General features: G+C 73.3%; 19 protein-coding genes. 10 read left to right on the top strand and 9 right to left on the bottom strand.

Features of this window, described 5'->3' with window-relative positions:
- Position 1: 1 nt before the first annotated feature.
- The 7 genes from ABZ951_RS04850 to ABZ951_RS04820 all read right to left on the bottom strand — a co-directional run bounded on the left by ABZ951_RS04850 (position 2) and on the right by ABZ951_RS04820 (position 9,115).
- Entirely contained in the window at positions 2-634 is a 633-nt protein-coding gene (locus tag ABZ951_RS04850) for an isochorismatase family protein (RefSeq protein ID WP_344098059.1), read from the bottom strand.
- A 44-nt stretch (positions 635-678) separates the two neighbouring features.
- On the bottom strand, positions 679-2,340 hold the full coding sequence (locus ABZ951_RS04845; RefSeq protein WP_344098057.1) for a (2,3-dihydroxybenzoyl)adenylate synthase: 1,662 nt from the start codon (positions 2,338-2,340) through the stop codon (positions 679-681).
- Positions 2,337-3,485, bottom strand: coding sequence for an isochorismate synthase DhbC (gene dhbC / locus ABZ951_RS04840; RefSeq protein WP_344098063.1), 1,149 nt, complete (start codon positions 3,483-3,485; stop codon positions 2,337-2,339). Before dhbC ends, ABZ951_RS04845 begins: the two co-directional genes overlap by 4 nt.
- 382 nt (positions 3,486-3,867) lie before the next feature.
- Complete coding sequence (locus tag ABZ951_RS04835) at positions 3,868-4,647, bottom strand: 2,3-dihydro-2,3-dihydroxybenzoate dehydrogenase (RefSeq protein ID WP_344096091.1); 780 nt, start codon at positions 4,645-4,647, stop codon at positions 3,868-3,870.
- Between the two features lie 298 nt (positions 4,648-4,945).
- Entirely contained in the window at positions 4,946-6,934 is a 1,989-nt protein-coding gene (locus tag ABZ951_RS04830) for a prolyl oligopeptidase family serine peptidase (protein WP_344096088.1), read from the bottom strand.
- A gap of 5 nt (positions 6,935-6,939) precedes the next feature.
- Positions 6,940-8,289: a M20/M25/M40 family metallo-hydrolase gene (locus tag ABZ951_RS04825; protein WP_344096086.1), complete on the bottom strand. Its 1,350-nt coding sequence runs from the start codon at positions 8,287-8,289 to the stop codon at positions 6,940-6,942.
- Positions 8,282-9,115, bottom strand: coding sequence for a M55 family metallopeptidase (locus tag ABZ951_RS04820; RefSeq protein WP_344096084.1), 834 nt, complete (start codon positions 9,113-9,115; stop codon positions 8,282-8,284). Before ABZ951_RS04820 ends, ABZ951_RS04825 begins: the two co-directional genes overlap by 8 nt.
- A gap of 960 nt (positions 9,116-10,075) precedes the next feature.
- On the opposite strand from ABZ951_RS04820, the gene ABZ951_RS04815 reads away from it, so the two are divergent.
- The 10 genes from ABZ951_RS04815 (at position 10,076) to ABZ951_RS04770 (ending at position 19,502) form a co-directional block, all read left to right on the top strand.
- Positions 10,076-10,888 carry an alpha/beta hydrolase gene (locus ABZ951_RS04815; RefSeq protein ID WP_344096081.1) on the top strand — a complete coding sequence of 271 codons (813 nt, stop codon included), beginning with the start codon at positions 10,076-10,078 and terminating at the stop codon, positions 10,886-10,888.
- Positions 10,885-12,414 (top strand): amino acid adenylation domain-containing protein, encoded by a 1,530-nt coding sequence (locus tag ABZ951_RS04810; protein ID WP_344096079.1) that lies wholly within the window; start codon positions 10,885-10,887, stop codon positions 12,412-12,414. Before ABZ951_RS04815 ends, ABZ951_RS04810 begins: the two co-directional genes overlap by 4 nt.
- Positions 12,415-12,465: 51 nt before the next feature.
- Positions 12,466-12,729, top strand: a complete 264-nt coding sequence (locus ABZ951_RS04805; protein WP_344096077.1) for an acyl carrier protein — start codon at positions 12,466-12,468, stop codon at positions 12,727-12,729.
- The gene (locus ABZ951_RS04800; RefSeq protein ID WP_344096075.1) at positions 12,726-13,892 is read left to right on the top strand and encodes an acyl-CoA dehydrogenase family protein; all 1,167 of its coding nucleotides are present in this window, start codon (positions 12,726-12,728) and stop codon (positions 13,890-13,892) included. The genes ABZ951_RS04805 and ABZ951_RS04800 overlap by 4 nt, the downstream gene beginning before the upstream one ends.
- A gap of 17 nt (positions 13,893-13,909) precedes the next feature.
- Positions 13,910-15,148: an acyl-CoA dehydrogenase family protein gene (locus ABZ951_RS04795; protein WP_344096074.1), complete on the top strand. Its 1,239-nt coding sequence runs from the start codon at positions 13,910-13,912 to the stop codon at positions 15,146-15,148.
- Entirely contained in the window at positions 15,145-16,374 is a 1,230-nt protein-coding gene (locus ABZ951_RS04790; RefSeq protein ID WP_344096072.1) for an MFS transporter, read from the top strand. Before ABZ951_RS04795 ends, ABZ951_RS04790 begins: the two co-directional genes overlap by 4 nt.
- Before the next feature lie 10 nt (positions 16,375-16,384).
- A complete protein-coding gene (locus ABZ951_RS04785; protein ID WP_344096070.1) occupies positions 16,385-16,591 on the top strand; it encodes a hypothetical protein in 207 nt (68 codons plus the stop codon).
- Between the two features lie 99 nt (positions 16,592-16,690).
- Positions 16,691-17,140, top strand: coding sequence for a hypothetical protein (locus ABZ951_RS04780; protein WP_344096068.1), 450 nt, complete (start codon positions 16,691-16,693; stop codon positions 17,138-17,140).
- A 9-nt stretch (positions 17,141-17,149) separates the two neighbouring features.
- The gene (locus ABZ951_RS04775) at positions 17,150-18,943 is read left to right on the top strand and encodes an alpha/beta hydrolase (protein WP_344096066.1); all 1,794 of its coding nucleotides are present in this window, start codon (positions 17,150-17,152) and stop codon (positions 18,941-18,943) included.
- Positions 18,936-19,502 carry a hypothetical protein gene (locus ABZ951_RS04770; RefSeq protein ID WP_344096064.1) on the top strand — a complete coding sequence of 189 codons (567 nt, stop codon included), beginning with the start codon at positions 18,936-18,938 and terminating at the stop codon, positions 19,500-19,502. The genes ABZ951_RS04775 and ABZ951_RS04770 overlap by 8 nt, the downstream gene beginning before the upstream one ends.
- Here the strand turns inward: ABZ951_RS04770 and ABZ951_RS04765 are convergent.
- Positions 19,472-20,218, bottom strand: a complete 747-nt coding sequence (locus ABZ951_RS04765) for a class I SAM-dependent methyltransferase (RefSeq protein WP_344096062.1) — start codon at positions 20,216-20,218, stop codon at positions 19,472-19,474. The genes ABZ951_RS04770 and ABZ951_RS04765 overlap by 31 nt on opposite strands.
- On the bottom strand, positions 20,215-22,572 hold the full coding sequence (locus ABZ951_RS04760) for a SpoIIE family protein phosphatase (protein ID WP_344096060.1): 2,358 nt from the start codon (positions 22,570-22,572) through the stop codon (positions 20,215-20,217). Before ABZ951_RS04760 ends, ABZ951_RS04765 begins: the two co-directional genes overlap by 4 nt.
- Between the last annotated feature and the right edge of the window lie 206 nt (positions 22,573-22,778).

Here is a 22,778-nt window from a genome sequence, read left to right as displayed (position 1 = left end):
GTCACGCCCCTTCGAAGAGCCGGTCGGTGGTGGTCACGACGGCGCACTTGGCGGCGGCCCAGCGCAGGGCCATCGCGTGGTCCTCGGCGGAGAAGTCGGCGACGGCGTCGGCGACGAGGAAGGGCTGGATGTCGCGCATCCAGGCGTCGCAGGCGCTCATCAGCACACCGATGTGCGCGTACACCCCCACGATGATCAGCTGGTCGCGGCCCTGCGCGGCCATCCGCTCGGCCAGGTCGGTGCGGACGAACGCGCTGTACTTCCACTTCGTCAGAACCGTGTCGCCGCCGGTCGGGGCGACCGCGTCGGCGATGGCTTTGGCGTGCTCGTCGTCCGGCAGCCCCGGGCCCCAGAAGTCCTGCTGGAGGCCGCGCTCGGCCGCGCTCTGGCCGCCGGGCTGGGCGGAGTAGACGACGGGCACGCCGAGGCGGTCGCAGTCCTTCTTCAGCGCGGCGATGTTGCCGAGGAGCTCGGTGACGGGCGAGGCGTCGGCCTGGAACGCGCCGAGGAAGTAGTTCTGCAGGTCGTGCACGAGGAGCACGGCGCGGTCCGGGTCGACGGTCCAGTCGACCTTGTTCGCCGGGAGGGCGTCCGCGGTGGGCATGGGATAGGGGGCGATGGCGGGGAGCGCCATGGTGGTGACGGCCTTTCCTGTGTTCTGGTCTCGGTGCCGGCTGGTCAGTGCTGTGCGGCGGTGAGCCGGGCGGCGATGGCGGCGCGGAGGTCCTTCTTGCTGACCTTGCCGATGCCGGTCTGCGGGAATTCCTCGACGAACTCGACCCGGTCGGGGACCTTGTAGGCGGCGAGTCCGCGCTCGCGGACGAACTTCTTGATGGCGAGGGACTTCACCGGGCCGGCGCCCGCGCGCAGGACGACGTAGGCGCAGGTGCGCTCGCCCAGGTAGTCGTCGGGCATCGAGACGACGGCGGCGTCGTGCACGGCGGGGTGGGCGAGGATGTGGTTCTCGATCTCCTCGGCGGCGACCTTCTCCCCGCCGCGGTTGATCTGGTCCTTGGCCCGGCCCTCGACGACCAGGTGGCCGGTCTCCGTCCGGCGGACGATGTCGCCCGTGCGGTAGAAGCCGTCCGCGGTGAAGGAGGCGGCGTTGTGCTCGGGCGCCCGCCAGTAGCCGCGGATGGTGTAGGGGCCGCGGGTGAGGAGGTGGCCGGTGGCGCCGGTGGGCAGGTCGTTGTCCTCGTCGTCGACGACCCGGACCTCGTCGTCGGGGGAGATCGGGCGGCCCTGGGTGGTCACGATGACCTCCTCCGGGTCGTCGAGCCGGGTGTAGTTCACCAGGCCCTCCGCCATGCCGAAGACCTGCTGGAGGGTGCAGCCGAGGGCGGGGGCCACCCGGCGGGCGGCCTCCTCGCTGAACTTGGCCCCGCCGACGAGCAGCACCTGGAGGCTCGACAGGTCGTGGCCGGTGGTCGCGGCGGCTTCCGTCCACACCAGGGCGAGCGGCGGCACGAGCCCGGTGATGGTCACGCCCTCGCTCTCGATGAGGGGGAAGGCGACGTCGGGGCTCGGGCGCGGGGCGAGGACGACGCGGGCGCCGGCGTAGAGCGCGCCGAGCGTGCCCGGGGAGCTCAGGGGGAAGTTGTGGGCCGCGGGCAGCGCGCAGAGGTAGACGCTGTGCTCGTCCACCCCGCAGATCTCGTTGGAGCCCCACAGGGAGTAGATGTAGTCGTCGTGGGTGCGGGGGATCAGCTTCGGCACGCCGGTGCTGCCGCCGGAGAGCTGGAGGAAGGCCAGCTCGTCGGGGCGGGGGGCGTCGGGGACGGCGACCGGGTCGCACGGCACGTCGCGCAGGGCGGTGTGCTCGCCCGGCTCGCCGACGACGAAGACGTGGCGCAGGGTGTCCACGTTCGCCTTGACCTTGGAGGCCAGCTCGCGGTGGTCGAAGCCCGCCTCGGTGTCGGGGATGACGTAGGCGACGGCCTCGGTGAACGCGCAGAAGTGGCGGATCTCGCTCTCGCGGTGCGCGGGGAGCGCGAAGACCGGCAGGGCGCCGATGCGGAAGAGCGCGAAGACGACCTCGAAGAACTCGGCGACGTTGGGCAGCTGGAGGACGACGCGGTCGCCCTTGCGGATGCCCTTGGCGAGGAAGCCGGCGGCCATCCGGTCGGCGCGGTCGTCCAGCTCGCCGTACGTCCAGCGGCGGATCCCGCCCGCGGGGTCGCCCGCCGGGTCGACGATCGCGATCCGGTCCGGGTGGTCGAGCGCCCGCTCGCGGAGCATCCGGCCGAAGGTCTCCCCGCGCCAGTAACCGGCCTCGCGGTAGCGCTCGGCGAACTCCGCCGGGTAGCCGACGGCGTCGGGGGTGTGCTGCTGGGGGCTCATCGGCCGGCCTCCTGGTGGTCCGCGCCGACGGCGTGGAGGAACGTACGGAACTTCGCGCCGGTCTCGGCCGTCTCGGCCTCCGGCGAGGACTGGGCCACGACGCCGGCGCCCGCGTACAGCCGCAGGGTGCGCTCCTCGGCCTCGGCGCAGCGGATGGTGACGACCCATTCGCCGTCGCCGCTCGCGTCGCCCCAGCCGACCATGCCGGTGAAGTAGCCGCGGTCGAAGGGCTCCAGCTCGCCGATGACGTCACGGGCGGTGGGGGTGGGGGTGCCGCAGACCGCCGGGGTGGGGTGCAGGGCCGAGGCCAGCTCCAGGGCGGAGACGGCGGGGTCGGCCAGGTCGCCGGTGACGGTGGTGGACAGGTGCCACATGGCGGCGGTGCGCACCAGGGTGGGGCGCTCGGGCACGTTCAGGGTGCGGCAGAAGGGGGCGAGGGCCTCGCGGACGGCGTCCACGACGACGGCGTGCTCGTGGAGGTCCTTCTCCGACTCCAGCAGGGCGGCGGCGCGGCGGACGTCCTCGGCGAGGTCGGTGCTGCGGGGCGTGGAGCCGGCGAGCGGGTTGGCGGTCATGGTGCCGCCGCGGCGGGATACCAGGAGCTCGGGGCTGGCGCCGAGGAGGGTGCGGCCGGGGCCGGTCGGCACGGCGAAGGTGTAGCCGGAGGGGTCGCGGCGGGCCAGGCGCTGGAGCAGCGCGGGGAGGTCGAGGTCGCGGTCGGAGGTGAGCTCCAGGGTGCGGGCGAGGACGACCTTGCTGAAGTCGCCGCGTCTCATGCGGCGGACGGCCTCGGCGACCGCGGCACCGTAGACGCCGGGTTCGGGGACGGGGCGGATGTCCCAGCACGCCAGGGCGGGGGCGGCGGCGGGCAGGGCGATCAGCGGGTCCTCGGCCAGCGGCGGCGCCCAGCGGACGGTCCGCGGGACGGCGAGGGCGGCGGGCCGGGTGGGGTCGAAGGGCACGGCGCCGACGACGACGGGCGAGCTGTTGCCGGCGAGGAGCTCGGCGTCGAGGGTCTCGGTGACGCGCCGGGCCAGGGGGGTGTCGCCGTGGGGCACCTCGGCCCGGACGCCGTCGGTGAGGAGGGTGCGGGTCGGGGAGGCGAAGAAGCGGGCGTGGTCGGCGCCGTAGGCGTCGAGCAGCAGCGTCGCGGCACCGACGGCGTCGTCGGCGCGCCGGGGGGCTCCGGGTACCGCGGTGGGGCGGCCGTCCGCGCGGGCGTCGGGCCCGCTCGGCCGGTCGGCGACGGGGTGAGCCGTGGTCACCTGCTGCTCCGTTCCTCCGGTGGATCTCACCGGGTGTGGTGTGAAGGGGGTTCCGCGGGCCGGGCCGGGTGGGGCGGCTCGCGGGTCGCGGGGCGAAGGGGCCTGGTGGGCCGGGCCGGCCGGGTGGGGCGGCCGGTCGCCGGGCGGTGGTGCGGGGTGGTTGGTGCGGGGTGGGGCCGGGCGCCGCGGGTCCGCCGTGCGGCGATGTGCGGGGCCGCGGTGGGCCCGGGCGCTCGGGCCCGGGCGCCGGTGCGACGTGGCGTCAGGCGCGCAGGGTGGCGCCGCCGTCGACGTAGAGGTCGTGCATGGTGATGTGCCGGGCGCGGTCGGAGACCAGGAAGGTGACGGCGTCGGCGACGTCCGCGGGGTCGGCGATGCGGCCGAGGGGGATGCCGACGCGGTAGCTGGCGGGGTCGCCCTCGATGACGCGCCGGGGCGCTTCCTCGTCGGCCCACAGGCCGCGCTGCATGGCGGTGTCGGTGGAGCCGGGCGAGACGACGTTGCAGCGGACGCCGCTGCGGGCCAGCTCCAGGCCGAGGCACTTGGTGAACATGGTGGCGGCGGCCTTGGAGGCGGCGTACGCGGCCATGCTGGTGCGGGGCACGCCGGCGGCGTTGGAGCCGACGGTGACGATGCAGCCGCTGCGGCGCTCGCTCATCCGGCGGGCGGCGGCGCGGGAGGTGTGGAAGACGCCGGTGGAGTTCACGGCGAAGGTGCGGTTCCACTCCTCGTCGGTGATGTCGATGACGGGGGAAGTGCGCAGCACCCCGGCGACGTTCACGAGGATGGCGAGCGGGCCGAGGGTGCGCTCGACCTCGTCGACGACGGCTTCGACGGCGGTGGCGTCGGCGACGTCGGCGGTGTGGGCGGTGACGGTGTCGGAGCCGAATTCGGCTTCGAGGTCCTTGATGCCGTCCGGGGTCCGGTCCAGGGCCGCGACCCGTGCTCCACGGGCGACGAGAGCGCGCGTCACGGCCTCGCCTATGCCTTGACCTGCGCCGGTGACCAGCGCGACGCGGCCGGCGAGTTCTGACTGCTGCACGACGGTTCCCCCGATTCCATTCAAAGTAAGGTAAGGCTTACCTTACATGACCGTTTCGACCGGAAGGACCCGGCCGGGCGGGCGGGTGACCTGCCGAGCCCCCGCACAGCAGGCACCAACATAGGGCTTAGGTTAGGCTAACCTGAGGCTCTTGCCTATAGGGGGGCGCCCCCGCGCACACTCCGGCTCGCCCAGGGGCGCGCCGGCCGGCCCGCCGGGCACGACGGCCCGTCACCCGCCGTACGGGCACCGCCCCTACGCGCCCCTCAAGCGCCCGGCGCGCCGCTCGCGCGGCCGGTCACCCCTTGAGCTCCAGCACCGGTATGCCCGGCGCGCTCACCTTGAAGGTCTGGGCGTAAAGGGACAGTTCCGCCTGGAGCGAGCGCACCAGGCTGTCCGTGCGCCGGAAGCCGTGCCCCTCCCCCTCGAACGTGAGGTAGGCGTGCGGCACCCCGCGCCCCGCGACCGCCTCCAGGAACCGCTCGCTCTGCTCGGGGGGACAAATGGGGTCGTCCAGGCCCTGGAGCAGGAGGAAGGGCGCACAGACCTGGCCCGCCCGCTGCGCCGGCGAGCGGTCCCGGTAGCGGTCGGGCACCTCCGCGAAGGGGCCGATCAGGCTCTCCAGGTAGTGCGACTCGAAGTCGTGCGTGCCGCCCTTCGCCCACGTCAGCAGGTCGACCACGGGATAGCGGATGGTGGCGCAGGCGTAGAGCCCGGTGGCGGCGAGCGAGGACGCCGCCGTCCAGCCGCCCGCGCTGCCCCCGCGGATCGCCAGCCGGGCGCGGTCGGCGGTGCCCTCCGCCGCGAGCGCCTCCGCCACGGCCGCGCAGTCCTCCACGTCGACCGTGCCCCACTGCTCCCGCAGCCGTTCGCGGTAGGCACGCCCGTACCCCGTCGAACCGCCGTAGTTCACCTCGGCCACCCCGAAGCCCCGCGAGGTGAAGTAGGCGATCTCCAGGCTGAGCACCAGGGGCATCCGGGAGGTGGGGCCGCCGTGCGCCCACACCACGTACGGCGGCAGCTCGTCGGCGGGCGCCGTGTGGTCGGGGCTGTGCGGCGGGTAGATGTGGGCGTGGATCTCCCGCCCGTCGGGCCCGGTGAAGGTGCGGATCTGCGGCTCCGGGTAGTACGCGGGGTCCACCCGGTCGGTGTGCGGGGCGGCGACGGCGCGCGCCCGGCCGGTGCAGGTGTCGAGCTCCACCACCTCGTACGCGCTGCGGGGGCTCGCGGCGACACCGACGGCGCGGGTGCCGCTGACCGTGAGCGTCGGGGCCCACTCCGTCCACGGCCCGGCCGCGTCGACCAGCTCCCCGGTCTCGGGGTCGAGTATGCCGAGGACCGCGGCCCCCTTGCCGTGGACGACGGCGATCAGGCCACTGGGCAGCGGCGCGAACCAGCTCAGGCCCGGCGCCCACAGCGGGCCCGCGAACTCCTCCTCGCGGGGGCAGAGGTTGACGCTCGTCCCGGTGGCGGAATCGACGCGGTGCAGGTTCCACCAGCCGCTGCGGTCGGTGGCCGCGATCAGCGTGCCGTCCGCGGCCCACTCGACCTGGGCGACGGACTCCGCGGGCCCGCCCATGAGCGTGCGCGCGCCCTCGAAGCGGCCGTCGTCGGTCACCCGGGCCGTCTTCAGCTCGGTGCCCTCCCACGGCATGCGCGGGTGGTCCCAGGCGAGCCAGGCCACCTGCCGGCCGTCCGGGGCGAGCCGGGGCCCGGTGACGAAGCGGTGCCGGTCGTCCGTCAGCTCCCGTATCGCGCCGCGGTCACCGGCCGCCGAGCCGTCCAGGGGGACGGCCGCGATCACCCGGCGGACGTCGGAGGGGGCGTCACCGGTGAACTCCTCCAGCACGCCCCACACTTCGCCGAGCTCCGGGCGCAGGACCATGTCCGCCCAGCGCAGCCCCCCGCCGACCGGCGAGAGCGGCGTCAGCGCTCTGGGGGCCGGGCCCGCCGGGGCGTCCGGCTCGAAGGCGTACAGCCGCTGGTCGGCGAAGTGGGTGAAGACGACCAGCGGGCCGCCCGTCTCCCGCGCCACCGCGGCCCAGGGACGGCCGCCGTACTCGAAGACGCGGTTGCGGACGTTCCACGGCGCGGCCAGGGCCGATGCCTCGCTGCCGTCGGCGCGCCGCCGTACCAGGGTGCTGCGGCCCTGCTCCGCGGGGCGGGACGCCACCCACCACAGCTCGTCGCCGACCGCGCCCACCGCCTGCGGCCTGCTGTCGTGCGACGCGGCGAGCTCGGCATCGATCGGGGACTGCCAGGCTCCGTAGGGCGCCGTGGACACCATGATTGTTACGCCTCCTTGGGACGGTCCATCAGGAAATGGTCGAGCACGCGGATGCCGAAGTGCAGCGCGTCCACCGGTACCCGCTCGTCGACGCCGTGGAACAGCGCCTGGTAATCGAAGCCCGGGGGCAGCCGGAGCGGGGAGAACCCGTAGCCGGTGATGCCCAGCCGGGCGAACTGCTTGGCGTCCGTGCCGCCGGACATGCAGTACGGCACCACGTGACCCTCCGGGTCGAAGCGCTCGATTGCGGCGCGCATCCGCGCGAACACCGGGGCGTCCACGGGCGCCTGGAGCGCGGTGTTGCGGTGGTGGAACTCCCAGCTGACGGCGGGGCCGGTGAGCTCCTCCAGCGTCGCGAGGAACTCCTCCTCCGTACCCGGCAGCACCCGCCCGTCCACGTGCCCGACGGCCCGGCCCGGGATGACGTTGACCTTGTAACCGGCGTCCAGCATGGTCGGGGCGGCGCTGTTGCGGACGGTCGCCGCGACCAGCGCGGAGGACCGGCCCAGCTTGGCGAGCAGTTCATCGGCGTCGAAGCCGGGCTCCTCCGGGTCGGCGTCGATGCCGTACAGGCGCGCGATCTCCCGCAGCGCCGCCCGCACGGTGGGGGTCAGCCGCACCGGCCACCGGTGCTCGCTGATCCGGGCGACGGCCGCCGCGAGGTGGCTGACGGCGTTGTCGGCGTTGACCTTCGAGCCGTGGCCGGCGGTGCCGCGCGCGGTGAGCGTGAGCCAGGCCGTGCCGCGCTCGCCCGCCGCCACCGGGTACAGCCGCAGCCCGCCGTCCCCGTGGAAGGTGTACCCGCCCGACTCGCTGATGCCCACGGTGCAGCCCTCGAAGAGCTCGGGGTGCTCCTCCACGAGGAAGGCCGACCCGACGTCGCCCGAGTCCTCCTCATCGGCGGTGAAGGCCAGCACGATGTCGCGCGGGGGGCGGACCCCGGCCCGCGCCCAGGCGCGGACGACCGCCAGGACCATCGCGTCCATGTTCTTCATGTCGATCGCGCCGCGGCCCCACACCACCCCGTCGCGGACCTCGCCCGAGAAGGGGTGGACGGACCAGTCGGCGGGCTCGGCGGGCACCACGTCGAGGTGGCCGTGGACCAGCAGCGCGGCCGCCCCCGGGTCGGTGCCCGGGATCCGGGCGACGACGCTGGTGCGGCCCGGCTCCTTCTCCAGCAGGAGCGGCTCCACCCCGGCCTCGCCGAGCAGCCCTGCGACGTACTCCGCCGCCGGGCGCTCCCGGCAGTTCCCGTCACCGGCGTTGGTCGTGTCGATCCGGATCAGCTCCGAGGTGAAGCGCACCACCTCGTCCAGTGCCCGCGCGTCCACCCGCCCGGCCTCGGCGTCAGCCATATTGCTCCTCCACCGCGGCCGACACGACGGTCGTGACCGCTTTGAAGCATCGAATGCCCTCGTACATGGTCGGCGTGGTGTAGGCGACCCGGCGCTCCCCGCTCCGCTCGACACCGGGGACGCAGGTGGCGGCCCCGGCCAGATGCTCGGCGTCGAACTCCAGCTCCATCGTGAACGGCCCGGAGCGGACCGGTTCGTACCGCACCGCGAGGGGGACCGCCTCCCGGGCCGCGGCCCGGATGTCGGCGGCCGTCCGCGCCGGGGTGCGGCACACGGCGGCGTACCGCGACACATAGTCCTTCACGGCGACCGAACGCGCCTCGGGGGCATACCCCTTGGCGTCCTCGCAGGTCCGGTCGTCACCGGTCACCAGCACCACGGGCACACCGTATTCCGCCACGACCAGAGAGTTGAGCAACCCCTCGCTGGCGCGCGTGCCGTCCACCCACACGCCGGTGAGGGAATTCGCCAGATAGGTGTGCGCGAGCACGCCTTCGGCGCCCGCCGCCGCGTGGTAGCCGACGAAGGCGACCCCGTCCACATCGCCGTGCTGCACCCCCTCGACCATGCTGAGGGTCTTGTGCTTCCCGGTGAGCATCTCCGCGCGCTCGTCCAGCTTCTCCAGCAGCAGGTTGCGCATGGACCAGTGCGCCTCGTTGATGAGCACGGCATCGGCGCCGCCGTCGAAGAATCCGGCGACAGCCGCGTTCACATCGGAGGTGAACAGGTGTCGGCAGCGCTCCCACTGCGACGCGCCGGGCAGCACGTCGGCAGGCCAGGTGACGCCGGTGACGCCTTCCATGTCCGCGGAGATGAGGATCTTCATGCCTCGTCACGTTACGCGCCGCCGAACACCCCGGCCAGACCTGTGGATAACTCCGGAGGCCCACGTCCATCAAGGTCGACCCGGGTGGCGCAACGGCCCCTTCCGCCGCCGGTGGATCCGCCGTCACCGGTGTCACGCGGAGGGCCGCCGCAAACGCCCCGGCCGCCTTGACGGGACTCATCGCGAGCGGTTCCCCGGGGGCTATTACCTCGCCCCCTGCCCGGACCCTTCCCGGACCTTTCCCGGACTCTTCCCGGCCCCTTCCCGGGCCCTTGCTCAGCGCACCCACCGGCGAGGCGCGACCGGCCGGGCCGCGTCGCATTCGGGTGAACGCCGGGAATCCCGCGGCCCTCGTCGAGGAATCCGCCGCGTCGGCCATGACGACGTGCGGTTTCCCCGCCAACCGCCGCCGAATGACCACCACCCCCGGGTGGCGTCACCGTTCGCATATCGCCTGACCTGCCTCGTCGCCCTTCACTGCCGGTGAGACGAGGCGGGTTCCGCACCCCTCCACCCAACGCATCTGATTTTCATATAACTTGGCAACTTCTTTACTCGCGGCCGCACCCGAGACACCCGGTTCCGCATTTCGCCAGGTCGACACAACCACCCCCGACGCAACGGAATTTTGCATTCCGGAAGTCCGGCGCAGTTTACCTCCGTTCATCCCTCATTTCGCTCAACTTGACGCAAACAAAAAGTAGTTGACGACACCAATGGCATGAGCAAGCATCGATCGCGCCAAGTGCGGCGTTTCCCTTGGCGCCCACAGCACACTCACAGCAAGGACACACCGTGCCCGAGGACCCGTTGCGCACCGGACGGATCTGCGACCGCGAGAGCCCCGGCCTCTCCTCCTGGACGGCCCCGCACACCGGCGACAGCACGCCGGGGGCGGGCACCGGGAGCCTCGCCCCGTCCCGCCCCGGCCCGTCTCCCGCTCGCGGGGTGAGGTAGCCGATGCCCACCATCGACCTGGCGCGCGGCCCCGTCGAATACACCGTCCTCGACGGCGACCCCGCGGCGGCCCCCCTGGTCTTCCTCCACGAAGGGCTCGGGTGCGTCGCCATGTGGCGGCGCTTCCCCGCCCGCCTGGCGGCCGTCACCGGGCGCCGCGCCCTGGTCTTCTCCCGGCACGGCTACGGCGGTTCGGGGCCCGCCCGGCTGCCCCGCTCGCCCCGCTACCTGCACGAGGAGGCCCAGGAGGTCCTGCCCGAGCTCCTCGACCGGCTCGGGATGCGCCGGCCCGTCCTCGTCGGCCACAGCGACGGCGCCTCCATCGCGCTGCTGCACGCCGCCGCCCACCCCGTCGAAGCGGCCGTCGCGATGGCCCCGCACCTCTTCGTCGAGAAGGAGACGCTCCAGGGCATCGAGGCCGCCCGCACCTCCTACGACGCCGGCATCCTCGCCCGGGAGCTGGCCTTCTACCACCAGGACCCACGGACCGTCTTCGACAGCTGGAGCCGGGTGTGGCTCTCCCCCGGGTTCCGCGACTGGAACATCGAGGACGACCTGGCCACGGTCACCGCCCCCGTGCTCCTCGTCCAGGGCGACCGCGACCAGTACGGCACCACGGCCCACCTCGACGCGGCCGAGCGCGCCGTCTCCGGACCCGTGCGGCGCCTGGAGCCCGCCGGCTGCGGCCACACCCCGCACCTGGAACGGCCCGACGACGTGATCGAGGCCGTCCGCACCTTCCTCGCCGAACTCCCCGGACTCTCCGAACCCCCCGGGCCCGGCACGCGCCCGCCGCACCAGGAGGCACGTCCATGAGCGACACCGCCGACATCCGCCTGGACGCCCTGCTCACCGCGTCCGCACAGCGCCATCCCGACCGGCCGGCGCTCGTCACCCAAGGGCGTACCTGGACCTACGCCGAACTCGACACCGCCGTAGAGGGGTTGGCCTACCAACTGGTCGCGGTCGGCGTGGAGCCCGGTGACCGGGTGGGCGTCCACGCCCCCAAGGGGCCCGAAGCCGTCCTCGGCATCTACGCCGGGCTGCGCGCCGGTGCGGTCGTCGCCCCGCTCGACGTCGCCGACCCGGTGGCGCGCACCGCGCACATGGTGCGCGGCGGCGGGATCTCGCTGCTGCTCACCTCCGACCGGGCCCTGGCCGGCTGCCGCAGGGCCGCCGAAGAGGCGTCCGGCTCCCCCGCACCGGCCGAAGGCACCCTCGGCCACGGCCTGAACTGGGTGCGCACGCTCCCCCTGGCCGACCGCCCCGCCCCGCTGCCCGCGCCCACCGACCGCGGCGGCTACGTCCTCTTCACCTCCGGCAGCACCGGCCGCCCCAAGGGAGTGCTGCTCTCCCACGCCAACGTCGCCCACTTCGCCCTGTGGGCCGCGGCGGAGCTCGGCCTGAGGGAGACGGACCGGGTCGGCTCGCAGGCGTCGCTCACCTTCGACCTCACGACCTTCGACCTGTTCAGCACGGCCGCGGCGGGCGCCTGCGCCGTCCTGATGCCCGACGTGCTGCGCGCCTTCCCCCGGGACGTCGTGGGCTGGCTCCACGAGCAGGAGATCACCGCCTTCTACGCGGTGCCCTCGCTCTACCAGGGGATGCTCGAACAGGGCGGCCTGGCCGAGCGCGTCCCGCCCTCCCTGCGCGTCGCGGCCTTCGCCGGCGAGCCCTTCGCACCGCGCCCGCTGGAGCACTGCCTCCGCCTCCTCGGCGACGTCCCCTTCTACAACCTCTACGGGCCCACCGAGACCAACGTGTGCACCTACAGCCGGGTGCCGGCCGACTGGACGGCCGACCAGGAGGCGACGATCGGCCGGGCCGTCGACGGCGACGTCGTCGACGTGCTCGACGAGGACGGCGCCCCCACCGACGGCGACGGCGAGATCCACGTCGCCGGGGCCACCGTCTTCCAGGGCTACCTCCAGGACGGGGCCCTCACCGACCCCACCCGCACCGTCGTCTTCCGCGACGGCGTCGCCCGCCGCGCGTACGCCACCGGCGACATCGGCCGGATCACCGCCGACGGCCGGGTGTTCCTGCGCGGCCGGCGCGACACGCAGGTCAAGCGGCGCGGTCACCGCATCGACCTGCTCGACATCGAGAACGCCGTCCTCGCGCTGCCCGGCGTCACCGCCGCGGCGGTCGTCGCCAAGGACGGGGACCACCAGGGCGAGATCTGGGCGTACGCCCGCACCGGTGAGACCGCCGAGGCCGTTCTCGCCGGACTGCGCGAGGCCCTCCCCCTGCGCATGCTGCCCGACCGCGTCGTCCCCACCGACGCCCTTCCCGTCAACGCCCGCGGCAAGGTCGACCGCCGCACGCTCGCCACCGCCTGACTCCCGCCGACGCCCGCGCGCGACCCGGCGCACCCACTGAAGGAGCCACCCGTGAACACCGTCGAAGACCTCTGCGCCCTGATCAGCAGCAAGATCACCTGGGGGCGGGGCGAGGACCCCCAGCAGCTGAAGCCGGACACCCCGCTGCTGGAGATGGGCCTGCTGGACTCCCTCGCCATCATGCAGATCGTCACCGCCCTGGACTCCGAGGCCGGCCTCGTCCTGCCCGACACCGAGATCGTCGCCGCGAACTTCCGCAGCCCGAACGCCCTGTGGTCGGTGCTGGAGGGCATCCGCGCGAGCGCGGCACTGTGACCGCCACCGACCACCTGCTGCGCACCGGCCCCGCCGGCACCGAGGCCGTGGTGGACGAGTACCGCGACCTGGCCCGGCCGCTCGCCGAGCGGTCGGCCGGCAAGGACTTCCGCGACCAGTGGGAGGCCCTCGCCGGCCTGGGGGTCCTGCGGCTGGCTCCCCCGGAGCCGGCGGGCGGTGACGCGCCGGGGCCCGTCACCCGCTCCCTCGCCATGATCGAGGGCATCGGCCTGGCCGGCGCGGACCCGGGCGTGGTCTACGCCCTGGCCTCCCAGGTGTTCGGCATGCAGTACCCGCTGCGCGCCGTGCTGCCGCGGGACGCGTGGGAGTCCGTCGCGCACGTCCAGGACGGGCGGGTCCTGCTGTGCCACGCGCTGACCGAGCGCAAGGGCGGCAGCGACCCGCTGTCCATGGACACCCGGGCCCGCCGCGACGGCGAGGGTTACGTGCTGGACGGCGCCAAGACGTTCATCACCGCCGCGCCCGTCGCCGACCTGGCACTCGTCTTCGCCCGGACCGACGAGGGGCGCTCGCCGTTCGCGCTCTCCGCGTTCCTCTTCCCCGTCGAGCGCCCCGGCGTCACCCGCGCCGAGCCGTTCGCCAAGACCGCCCTGCCGGGCGTGCCCATGGGGGAGCTGGTCTTCGACGGCGTGCGCCTGCCCGCGTCGGCCCTGATCGGCGGGGAGGGCTCGGGGCTGGCCGTCCTCTCCTCCACCACCACCTGGGAGCGGGCCCTGCTGCTGGGCTACGCCCTCGGCCCGATGCGCCGCACGCTCCAGCGCGTCACCGACTGGGCGTCCGAGCGCGGTCACTTCGGCCGCCGGATGGGCTCCAGCCACCAGGTGGCCGCACGGCTCAGCGACATGGCGCTCGCCCTGCACCGCTCCCGGAGCCTGCTGTACGGCATGGCGGCACGGCTCGACGCGGGGACGCCCACCCGCAGGCTGTCCGCCGAGGCAGCCCTCACCAAGATCTCCGTCTCGGAGGACTACGTGCGGCTGACCGGACACGCCACCGCCCTCTCCGGGGTCCGGGCCTTCATCGCCGACTCCGAACTGCCCGCCGACCTGCACAGCCCGATGGCGGCCCTCACCTACGCCGGACCCAACGACCTGCTGCGCGTGGGGGTCGCCCGCGAATTCGGCCTCCCCGTCGAGAACTGAGCCCCGAAAGGCCCGTCATGGCCCTGCCCCTGTCCACCGCACCGCTGCCCGCCGGCTCACCGGCCGGCGAGCCGCTGCCCACCGACCTCGACTCGCTGCTCGCCCTCGCCGAGGAGACCGGCGCGCGTCTCGCGCCGCTCGCCGCCGAGGTGGACGCGGGCCGCTCCACCGGCCACGAGACGTACCGGATCCTGCGCGACGCGGGCCTGCTGGGGCTGCTCGTGCCGCGCGAGGCCGGCGGGGCCGGGCTCGGCTTCGCCGGGTACTCCCGGGTCCTGGCCGTGCTCGGCGCCCACAACGGCGCCGCCGCCCTCGGCTTCAACATGCACAACGTCGCCATCGGCTCCCTCTGCGAATCGGCCGGCACCCCGCTGCCGCCCGCCGCGGAAACCTTCCGCTCCTGGCTCTTCGACAAGGTGATCCACGGCCGGAAGATCTTCGCCTCCGCGACCTCGGAGGCCGGCAGCGGCGCCAAGCTCAGGGGCGTGCGGACGACCTACCGCCCCACCGGCGACGGGCGTTCCTACGTCATCACCGGCCAGAAGTCCTTCGTCTCCCTGGCCGGCGTCGCCGACTACTACGTCGTCGCGGCCCGCGCCGAGGGGACCGAAGGCAGCGGCGAGGTGTCCCACTTCGTGGTGGCCGCCGACGACGCGGGCGTCGGCTTCGGCGAGGTGCACAGCCTCTCGGCGATGTACGGCACCAGTACCGCGGGCATGGTCCTCGACGCGGTGACGGTGCCGCGCTCCCGGCTGTTCCTCGGTGTCGAGGGCATGTCGCTGTACAAACTGGTGCGCGAGCCGCACTGGATGATCTCCGGCTACACGGGTGCCTACCTGGGCATCGCCGAGGCCGTCTTCCGCTTCACCCGCGACCACGTCGCCTCCTCGCCGGACCGGGCGGCCTCGCCGGTGCTCCAGCGGGAGCTGGGCCGGATGTCGGCGCGGCTGAGCGCGGCCCGGGCGCTCGTCAACGAGGCGGGCGCGCGGATCGACGCCGGGCGGGGCGGTGTGGACGCCAACGCGGCCGTGCACGCCGCGAAGTACGTCGTCGGGGAGGTCGGCCCGGCGCTGGCCCAGGACGCCGTCCGCATCTGCGGGTCGGCCGCGGTGAGCCGGTCGATGCCCCTGGAACGGCTGCTGCGCGAGGCGTCGTTCGCCTCCGTGATGCCGGCCAAGCCGGACGAGTGCCTGGAGTACCTCGGCAAGGCGGCGCTCGGCGTCAACCTCTACGACGCGACGGCCTTCAGCTGGTGAGGGCCTTCGTCCAGCGCAAGGCCGCCCCGGCGGGCGGCCCCGCCTCCGGTCCGGGCGCGGCGCGGGCCCCGCACGCCGCCGTCCCCGTCGTCACCTACGTCCTGTGGGTGGTGATGGCCGACGGCACCGTCCCGACGCCCGTCTACTCCCTGTACGCGCAGCGGCTGCACCTGTCCCCGCCGGTCGTCGCCCTGGTCTTCGCGGCCTACGCGGTGGGCATCGTCGCCGCCCTGCTGGTGTTCGGCGGGCTGTCGGACCGGATCGGGCGGCGGGCCACCCTCGCCCCCGCGCTGGCCGTGGCCGCCCTCAGCGGCGCCGTGTTCATGACGTGCGAGAACCTGCCCGGCCTGTTCGCCGGGCGGCTGCTCTGCGGGGTCTCCGTCGGCCTGACGACCGGTGCCGCCACCGCCTATCTGGGCGAGCTGCACCCCGACCGGCCCCGGGCCGCGCTGATCGCCTCGGTCACCAACATGGCCGGCCTCGGCAGCGGGTCACTGCTGTCCGGCGTGCTCGTCGCGTACGCGCCCTCCCCCACCGTGCTGCCGTACGCCGTCGTCACCGCCCTGCTGCTGCCGGGGCTCGCCCTGGCCGTCCTGCCGGAGACCGTGGCCGCACGCAAGGGGCGGGTCCGCCCGCAGCGGCTGAGCGTGCCACCCGCCGCGCGCGCCCCCTTCGCCGCGGCGGCGGTGGCCGTCTTCGCGTCCTTCGCCCTGCTCGGCCTGCTGGCCTCCCTGTCGGGCAACTTCCTCGTCCAGGGCCTGCACAACCACAGCCACCTCGCCGTCGGCCTGGTGGTGTTCAGCGCGTTCGGCGCCGCGGGCGCGGCCCAGCTGTTCGCGGTGCGCCTGCCGCCGCGCACCGGCCTGACGGCGGGCATGGCCGGGGTGCCGCTGGGGCTCGCCCTGATCGTGACGGGCCTGTCCACCACCTCGCTCGCCGTCTTCCTGTGCGGCTCCCTGGTCGGCGGGGCGGGCGCGGGGACCTCCTTCAAGTCCGGCCTGGCGCTGGTGACCGCCCACGCCGCACCCGGCCGTGTCTCGGAGCTGGTCTCCAGCTACTTCGTCGCCGCCTACCTGGGCCTGACCCTGCCGGTCATCGGAGTGGCCGTCCTGCTGGCCAACGGCACGCTGATGACGGCGGCCTGCGTCTTCGCCGGGGTGGTGACGGTGCTGTGCCTCGCCGGCATCGCCGTCACCGCGGCCGGCACCCGTACCGCGACCACGTGAGGACTCCACCATGACGACCGCACCCGACCGGACCCTGCCCGCGCCCGGCGGGCCGTGCGCCCTCACCACCGTCGACCCCGACGGCTTCCGCGCCCTGATGGCCTCCCACCCCGGCGGAGTGGCCGTGGTGACCACCACCGACGGCCTCGGCACCGCTGCTGTACGGCCTGCGCGCCTGTGCGACGTGGCCGTCGGCCTGACGGGCCATATCTCATGAACATGAGTACTCGTACTCATGTTCATGAGTAGATCTCCTGCCTAGGGTTCCCCTGTCGTCAGAGCACAGAGCGAGAAGGAAGAGCAGGGCACCGGAACAATGGCTTCCTTCGCGTCGGAGTGGGCGCAGCTCAAGCACGAGACCTCGGCCGGTGACGGGATGCAGCTCGCCGGCACCGGAGGCACGCCCGGCTGGGACAAGAGCGCCTCCGGCGGGGTGAAGTCCGGCAAGAACGCCTGGAACACCGCCGGGGACGGCGTCGGCCGGCTCGGCGGGAACGTCAAGCAGGCGCTGACCGCGCTGGAGCAAGGGCAGAAGGGCACGGGCGCGCAGGGCGTGCACAGTGCCGCGGCCCAGCGGGAGGTCTACCAGTCCTGGAAGCGCTACCTGGACGGGATGGCCGGCCGGTGCGCCGCGCTCAAGGAGCGCCTGGAGAAGGCGGGCAACCACCAGTACAAGGGCGACCAGCAGATCATGGAAGCCTTCGACGAGATGAAGAACCGCTACAAGGACACCCCGGATGTCGGCGGCCGGGCCGGGGGCCGGTGATCTTGGCCCATGGACTACGCGGCGCTGAAGGCGTTCAAGAAGTCGGAGTACACGGACGCGGCGGACTCCTACCGCACCACGGGCGACATGGCCGACCAGGCCAAGGCCGGCATAGAGAACCAGATCACCGCCTCGATGCGGAAGACACTGGAGGGCAAGGCCGCCGACGCGGCGCTGTTCCAGCTCCGGGAGCTGGCGAAGAACTTCCATTACGTGCAGGTCGAGTGCGGTCTGATAAGCACTGCGCTGAACGCGTTCGCCTCGGATGTCGAGGCGGCGAAGAAGAAGCTCGACCGGGCGGTGGAGGAAGCGGAGTCCCGGAAGTTCACGGTGGGCGCCGACGGTTCGGTGAGCTACCCGGAAGGGGGCGAGAAGACCGACGGCAAGACCCCGAAGGGCGGCACGGCCAGGGGGACCACGGACGCCACGGCCCGGGCGATCAACCGGCAGGCCGCGCACTTCGACCCCAACCCGAACTTCGCCGCCGCCCAGGAGTGCGCCGACCGGATCTCCGAGGCCCTCAAGGAAGCAACCGAGGCCGATGAGAAATGGGCTCCGAAGCTGCGCTCCCTGCGGGCCGACGACGACCTGACGGTCTCCGGCGGCGACTGGACGGACGCGCAGTCGGACATGGGCCGCGTCCGCGACGGCGCGAAGTCCTACCTGGACCACATCAAGGCCCCGCCCAAGGACGGCGGCCCGGAGGCCAACGCCGACTGGTGGAAGAAACTCTCGGAGCAGGAGAAGTCGGCTTACGTATCGGTGCACCCGGCGACGGTCGGCGCGCTGAACGGCCTTCCCGCGGCCGTGCGTGATGAGGCCAATCGCACCCTGCTGGACGAGAAGCAGGCCCAGTACCGCAAGCAGCTGGATGCGATACCGAAGGAACCCGAGAAGTTCATCACGATCCGCGACATCACACGGCCCAGCGCCGAGTGGCTGAAATGGGATCGCCAGTACGGGGACAAGCGGGAGCAATTACGCCAGGCGCTGCACGGAATGGCAGCCATCCAGAAGCGTCTCGACAGCACCGGCGGCAAAGAGGGAATCCCCGAGGCATATCTGCTCGGCTTCCATCCGGAGGGGGACGGCCGCGTCATTCTGGCGAACGGCAATCCCGACACCGCCGACCACACGGCCCTCTACGTGCCGGGCACGAAGACGCACCTGGGAAGCATCGAGGGTGACCTCAACCGCGGCGTGAAGCTGTGGCGGGCCAGCAACCGTCTGGAGCCCGGTTCCGACATCGCGACCATCACCTGGTTCGACTACGACGCCCCGGACGCCCTCGCCAACGCCACGAGGGATCATTACGCGGCGAAGGGCGGCCCCGATCTCCGGGAGTTCCTCGACGGCAACAAGGCCGCCCACCAGTCGGCCACGGGGAACGCCGCGCACACCACGCTGATCGGGCACAGCTACGGCAGCACCGTCATCGGCGACGGGGCCAAGTCCGGCCACTGGCCGGAAGGCCCGCTGGCCGCCGACGACGTGATCGCGGCGGGCAGCCCCGGCATGCAGGCCCACCGTGCCGCCGACCTCGGTATCAAGCCGGACCACATGTGGGCGCAGAAGGCCGACAATTACGACGACTGGTTCGTCCGTGAGGGCGGCCGGAAGATGGGACTCGGCGGCGACAACGTCATTCCCACGGACAAGGAGTTCGGTGGGCGCGTGATGAAGTCCGACGCACCCGACCACGGCGGCTACTGGAACATGGACGACAAGGGAACCCCCTCCGTCAGCCTGAAGAACCAGGCACGCGTCATCGTCGGCGACTACAAAGGTGTGACACTTGAGTGAGCTGCGCTCCGGGCCGGTGTTCGCGGCCCGACGGTTTTCCCTGCCGGCCACCGCCCTGGCGGCCGCACTGATCCTGACGGGATGCTCATCGGTGAACAGCGACAGCGACAAGCTCGGCTACGAACCCGAAGTGCGCGCCGTCAAACCGGCCGAGGAGGAGGTCAACGCGATCTCCAGCCAGCTGCTCGACTGGATGGGCGTCAAGGGGAAAGTCACCGAGTCCGGGGCCATGGCCGGCACCTGTGACGCCGTCGATCCCGATTTCACGACGCATTACAGCGTGAGCCATCCCTGGTCCGTCTACGACCTGAAGTCCGGGACGTTCGAGCAAGCGATGCAGAACCTCCGCGAGAAGCTGCCGCAGCACGGCTGGGACATCACCGAGGACGGCCTGACGAAGTCAGAGGCCCGGAATCCGGAGATCGTGGCGGTCAACCGCAAGACACACCACTCGATCCGCGTCGAGTGGGCCAGGACCAGGTCCGGCAACCTTCCGAAACTGATCACGGTCGACGTCGACTCCCGCTGCTACCGCGCCCCCAAGGGCACCGACCTCTGACCCCGTTCCACCACGAACCACTCCGCCGGCAGTTCGATCAGGCGGCCGTCCGGGTGGGTCTCCGTCATCGCCAAGCTGGTCCCGCCCCCGGCCAGGACCCGCAGGCCCGCGGCCCTCAGCAGGGCCGCCACCTCGCCCGGTGCCGCCTCCGCGGGCCGCAGCCCGTGGGCGAGGACGCGCCGCAGCTTCTCGGGCGGTCCGCCCGGCTGTTCCGCGACCTGGCGGAGCGTTTCCTTCGACTCCCCCGTCAGCTCCACCACGAACGCCCGCCCCGCGCTGCCCACCAGCTCGGCGACCGCTGCCGCGACCGCGGGCCTGTCCTCGGGCCGGCACTGGTGGATCACGGCGCGCAGATACACATGGCTGTCACCGAGGCGCTCGTGCAGGGCCCGGACCGCCGCCGCCTCCGCGACGTCCAACTGCTCGAACTCCGCGGTCCGGGACGGATCCGCGCGCCGGGCGTGGTCGACCGCCGCGTGCGAGAGGTCCACGCCGACCGCGCGCGGGAAGCGCGTCGCCAGGTGGCGCGTCTGGGTGCCGTTGCCGCAGCCGAGGTCGACGACGGGCAGGGGTGCGGTGGCGTACGGCGCGAACAGGGCCAGGTGCGGGGCGGCCGTCAGCGACGGGTCGGAGTCCCAGATGGCCTCGCCCGGGGCGTCCGAGGTCTCCCGCCAGAAGCCTTCCCAGCCCTCGGTGTACTGCCGGCATTCCGTCACGCGCGCGCTCCCAGGGTCTGCTCGAACCACACCACTTTTCCCCTTCCCGTGTGGCTCGCTCCCCACTCCTGCGCCAGGCTGCTCACCACCCGCAGCCCGCGGCCGGATGCGTCATGGTGCCCCGTGCCGAGCAGCGCCGGCAGGGCGTGGTCCTCGTCGGCGACCTCGCACAGCAGGGTGTCCGTACGGACCAGGCGCAGGCCCAGCCGCCGGGATTCGGTGTGCCGCACGGCGTTGGTGACGATCTCGCTGACGAGCAGCTCGCCGGTCGCGACGGCGTCGGCGAGCCCCCAGGCCAGGAGCTGCTCGCGGACGAGCCGGCGGGCGCGGCCCACTTCGGCGGGCTCCCGGAGCAGGTGCCACTCGGCGACGTGCTCCGGTGGGACGCCGTTGAGGCGGGCCATCAGCAGGGCCACGTCGTCCTTGCGGCCCTGGTCGGTGTTGAGGGCGCGGATGATGGTGTCGCAGGCGTCGTCCATGGAGGCGGCCGGGTGGGCGGCGGACTCGCACAGGGCCGCGAGGCCGGTGCCGATGTCCTGGCCGCGGACCTCCACCAGGCCGTCCGTGCACAGGATGATGCGGTCGCCGGGCGCCACCGCGACCGTCGCCGCCTCGAAGGCCACTCCGCCCACCCCTATGGGCGCGCCCGTGGGCAGGTCGAGCAGCACGCTGCGGCCGTCCTCGGCGCGGACGAGGACGGGCGGGATGTGCCCGGCGTTGGCGATGCGCAGCTCGGAGCGGATCGGGTCGTAGACGGCGTAGAGGCAGGTGGCGAGGTAGTGCTCGCCGAGCCGCTGGGCGAGGTCGTCGAGGTTGCGCAGGAGCCGTTCGGGCGGCAGGTCCAGGGCGGCCATGGTCTGTACGGCAGTGCGCAGTTGGCCCATCATGGCGGCGGAGTTCAGGCCGTGGCCCATGACGTCGCCGACGACGAGGGCGGTGCGGGAGCCCGGCAGCTTGATGGTGTCGAACCAGTCGCCGCCGACCCGGCCGAGGCGGGAGCCGGGCAGGTAGCGGGTGGCGGTGTCGCAGCCGGCCGTGCGCGGGGCGAGCTGCGGGAGCATGCTGTCCTGGAGGGTGTCGGCGACGTTCTCCTGGTAGGTGTACATGCGGGCGTTGTCGAGGACGAGACCTGCGCGGGCGGCGAGTTCGGCACCGGTGGTGCGGTCCATGTCGTTGAAGGGCTCGCGCCCGTCGCGGCGCATGAGGACCATGAAGCCGAGGACCACGTTGCGCGCCTTGAGGGGCACGATCAGCATGGACCTGCCGTTGATGAGGGGCCGCAGGTCCCGCTTCTCGAACTGGGCGGCGATGCGGTTGCCCATCTCCTCGCTGACGCGGGGGATCAGCACCGGCTCGCCGCTGACCATGCACCGGAAGAACGGGGTGTGCTCGGGGAAGGCGATGGCCTCGCCGACGGGCACGGTGTCGTCCCAGCGGCCCGGTTCGTCGTTGTGCTCGACCCAGACGCGGTGCCAGACGGTGGTGACGTTCGGCGGGCCGTCGGGGAAGCCCTCGCCGGCGAGGACCGCCGCGCGCAGGTGGGTGCCGGCGAAGTCGGCGAAGCGGGGTACGGCGGCGCTGGTGACCTCGCGGATGGTGCGTTCCAGATCCAGCGAGGTGCCGATGCCGCCACTGACCTCGTTGAGGAACTCCAGGCGCTCGCGTACGGCCGCGTGTTCGAGGTCGGGGGCGTCGCTCTCCGCACCGGCGGGCGGGACGGCCATGGCGGCTTCCGGCGCCGCTGCCCGCCGGGCGCGGCGCTCGACGTATTTGGGCATGCCCCAGTCGGGGGTGACGGGGATCCGCTCGCGCCGGCTGATCTCCAGGACGAGGTAGCCCAGTTCGAGGACCTGGGACACTATGGCGCCGCTCGCTGCGGGGCCCATGCCCGGCAGGATGTCCGGCAGCCGCCCGGCGAGGGCGTCACCGCCGGGGAAGTCAGTGTGCGGGGCGAAGCCGGGGGCCACCCGGCCCTGGGCCCCGGTGGGCAGCGGTGCCGCGTCGGAGGCCAGGACGAGCAGCCGCTCGGCGCCGGGCCCGACCAGCGGGTAGGCCCACCAGACGATGTCGGCGGGGCCGTCACCGGGGCGGGTGAACCGGGCCCGGCCGCAGCTGGGGTAGCCGAGGGCGGGGGCGCCGCCGTCGGTGTCCGCCAGCAGGGCGCCGCTGATGGGCATGAGGTCGGCCGCGGGGGTGCCGACGGCCTCCTCCCGGGTGGTGCCGAACAGCTTGCGGGCGCCGGTGCTCCAGTGTGTCACCAGCCCGGACATCCCGACGACGGCCACCGCGAGGGGGATCCGCCCCGGGAGGGCTCGCCGCTGGGCGGGAACGGGCTCCGGCGTGCCACGGTCCATGGGCGGTTGCTCCTTCACGTACGCGTACGGCAAGATCTGCGCGCCACCAATACCACGGTAGGGCCCCGGAGGGCCCGGGTGTGCCGCATTGCCCGAATGCGCCGTGCGCCGGGGGCGGCTCACTGAGCTGCTGTGCCCGATCAGCGCTCGACGTCGCCCTGGATGAACTTCTCGACGTTCTCACGGGCCTCGTCGTCGAAGTACTG

This window comes from Streptomyces sp. NPDC046215 (assembly GCF_040646215.1).
GTDB lineage: Bacteria > Actinomycetota > Actinomycetes > Streptomycetales > Streptomycetaceae > Streptomyces > Streptomyces stramineus.
Note: the sequence above shows the minus strand (reverse complement) of the source record. Positions and strands in the feature narration are given on the sequence as shown.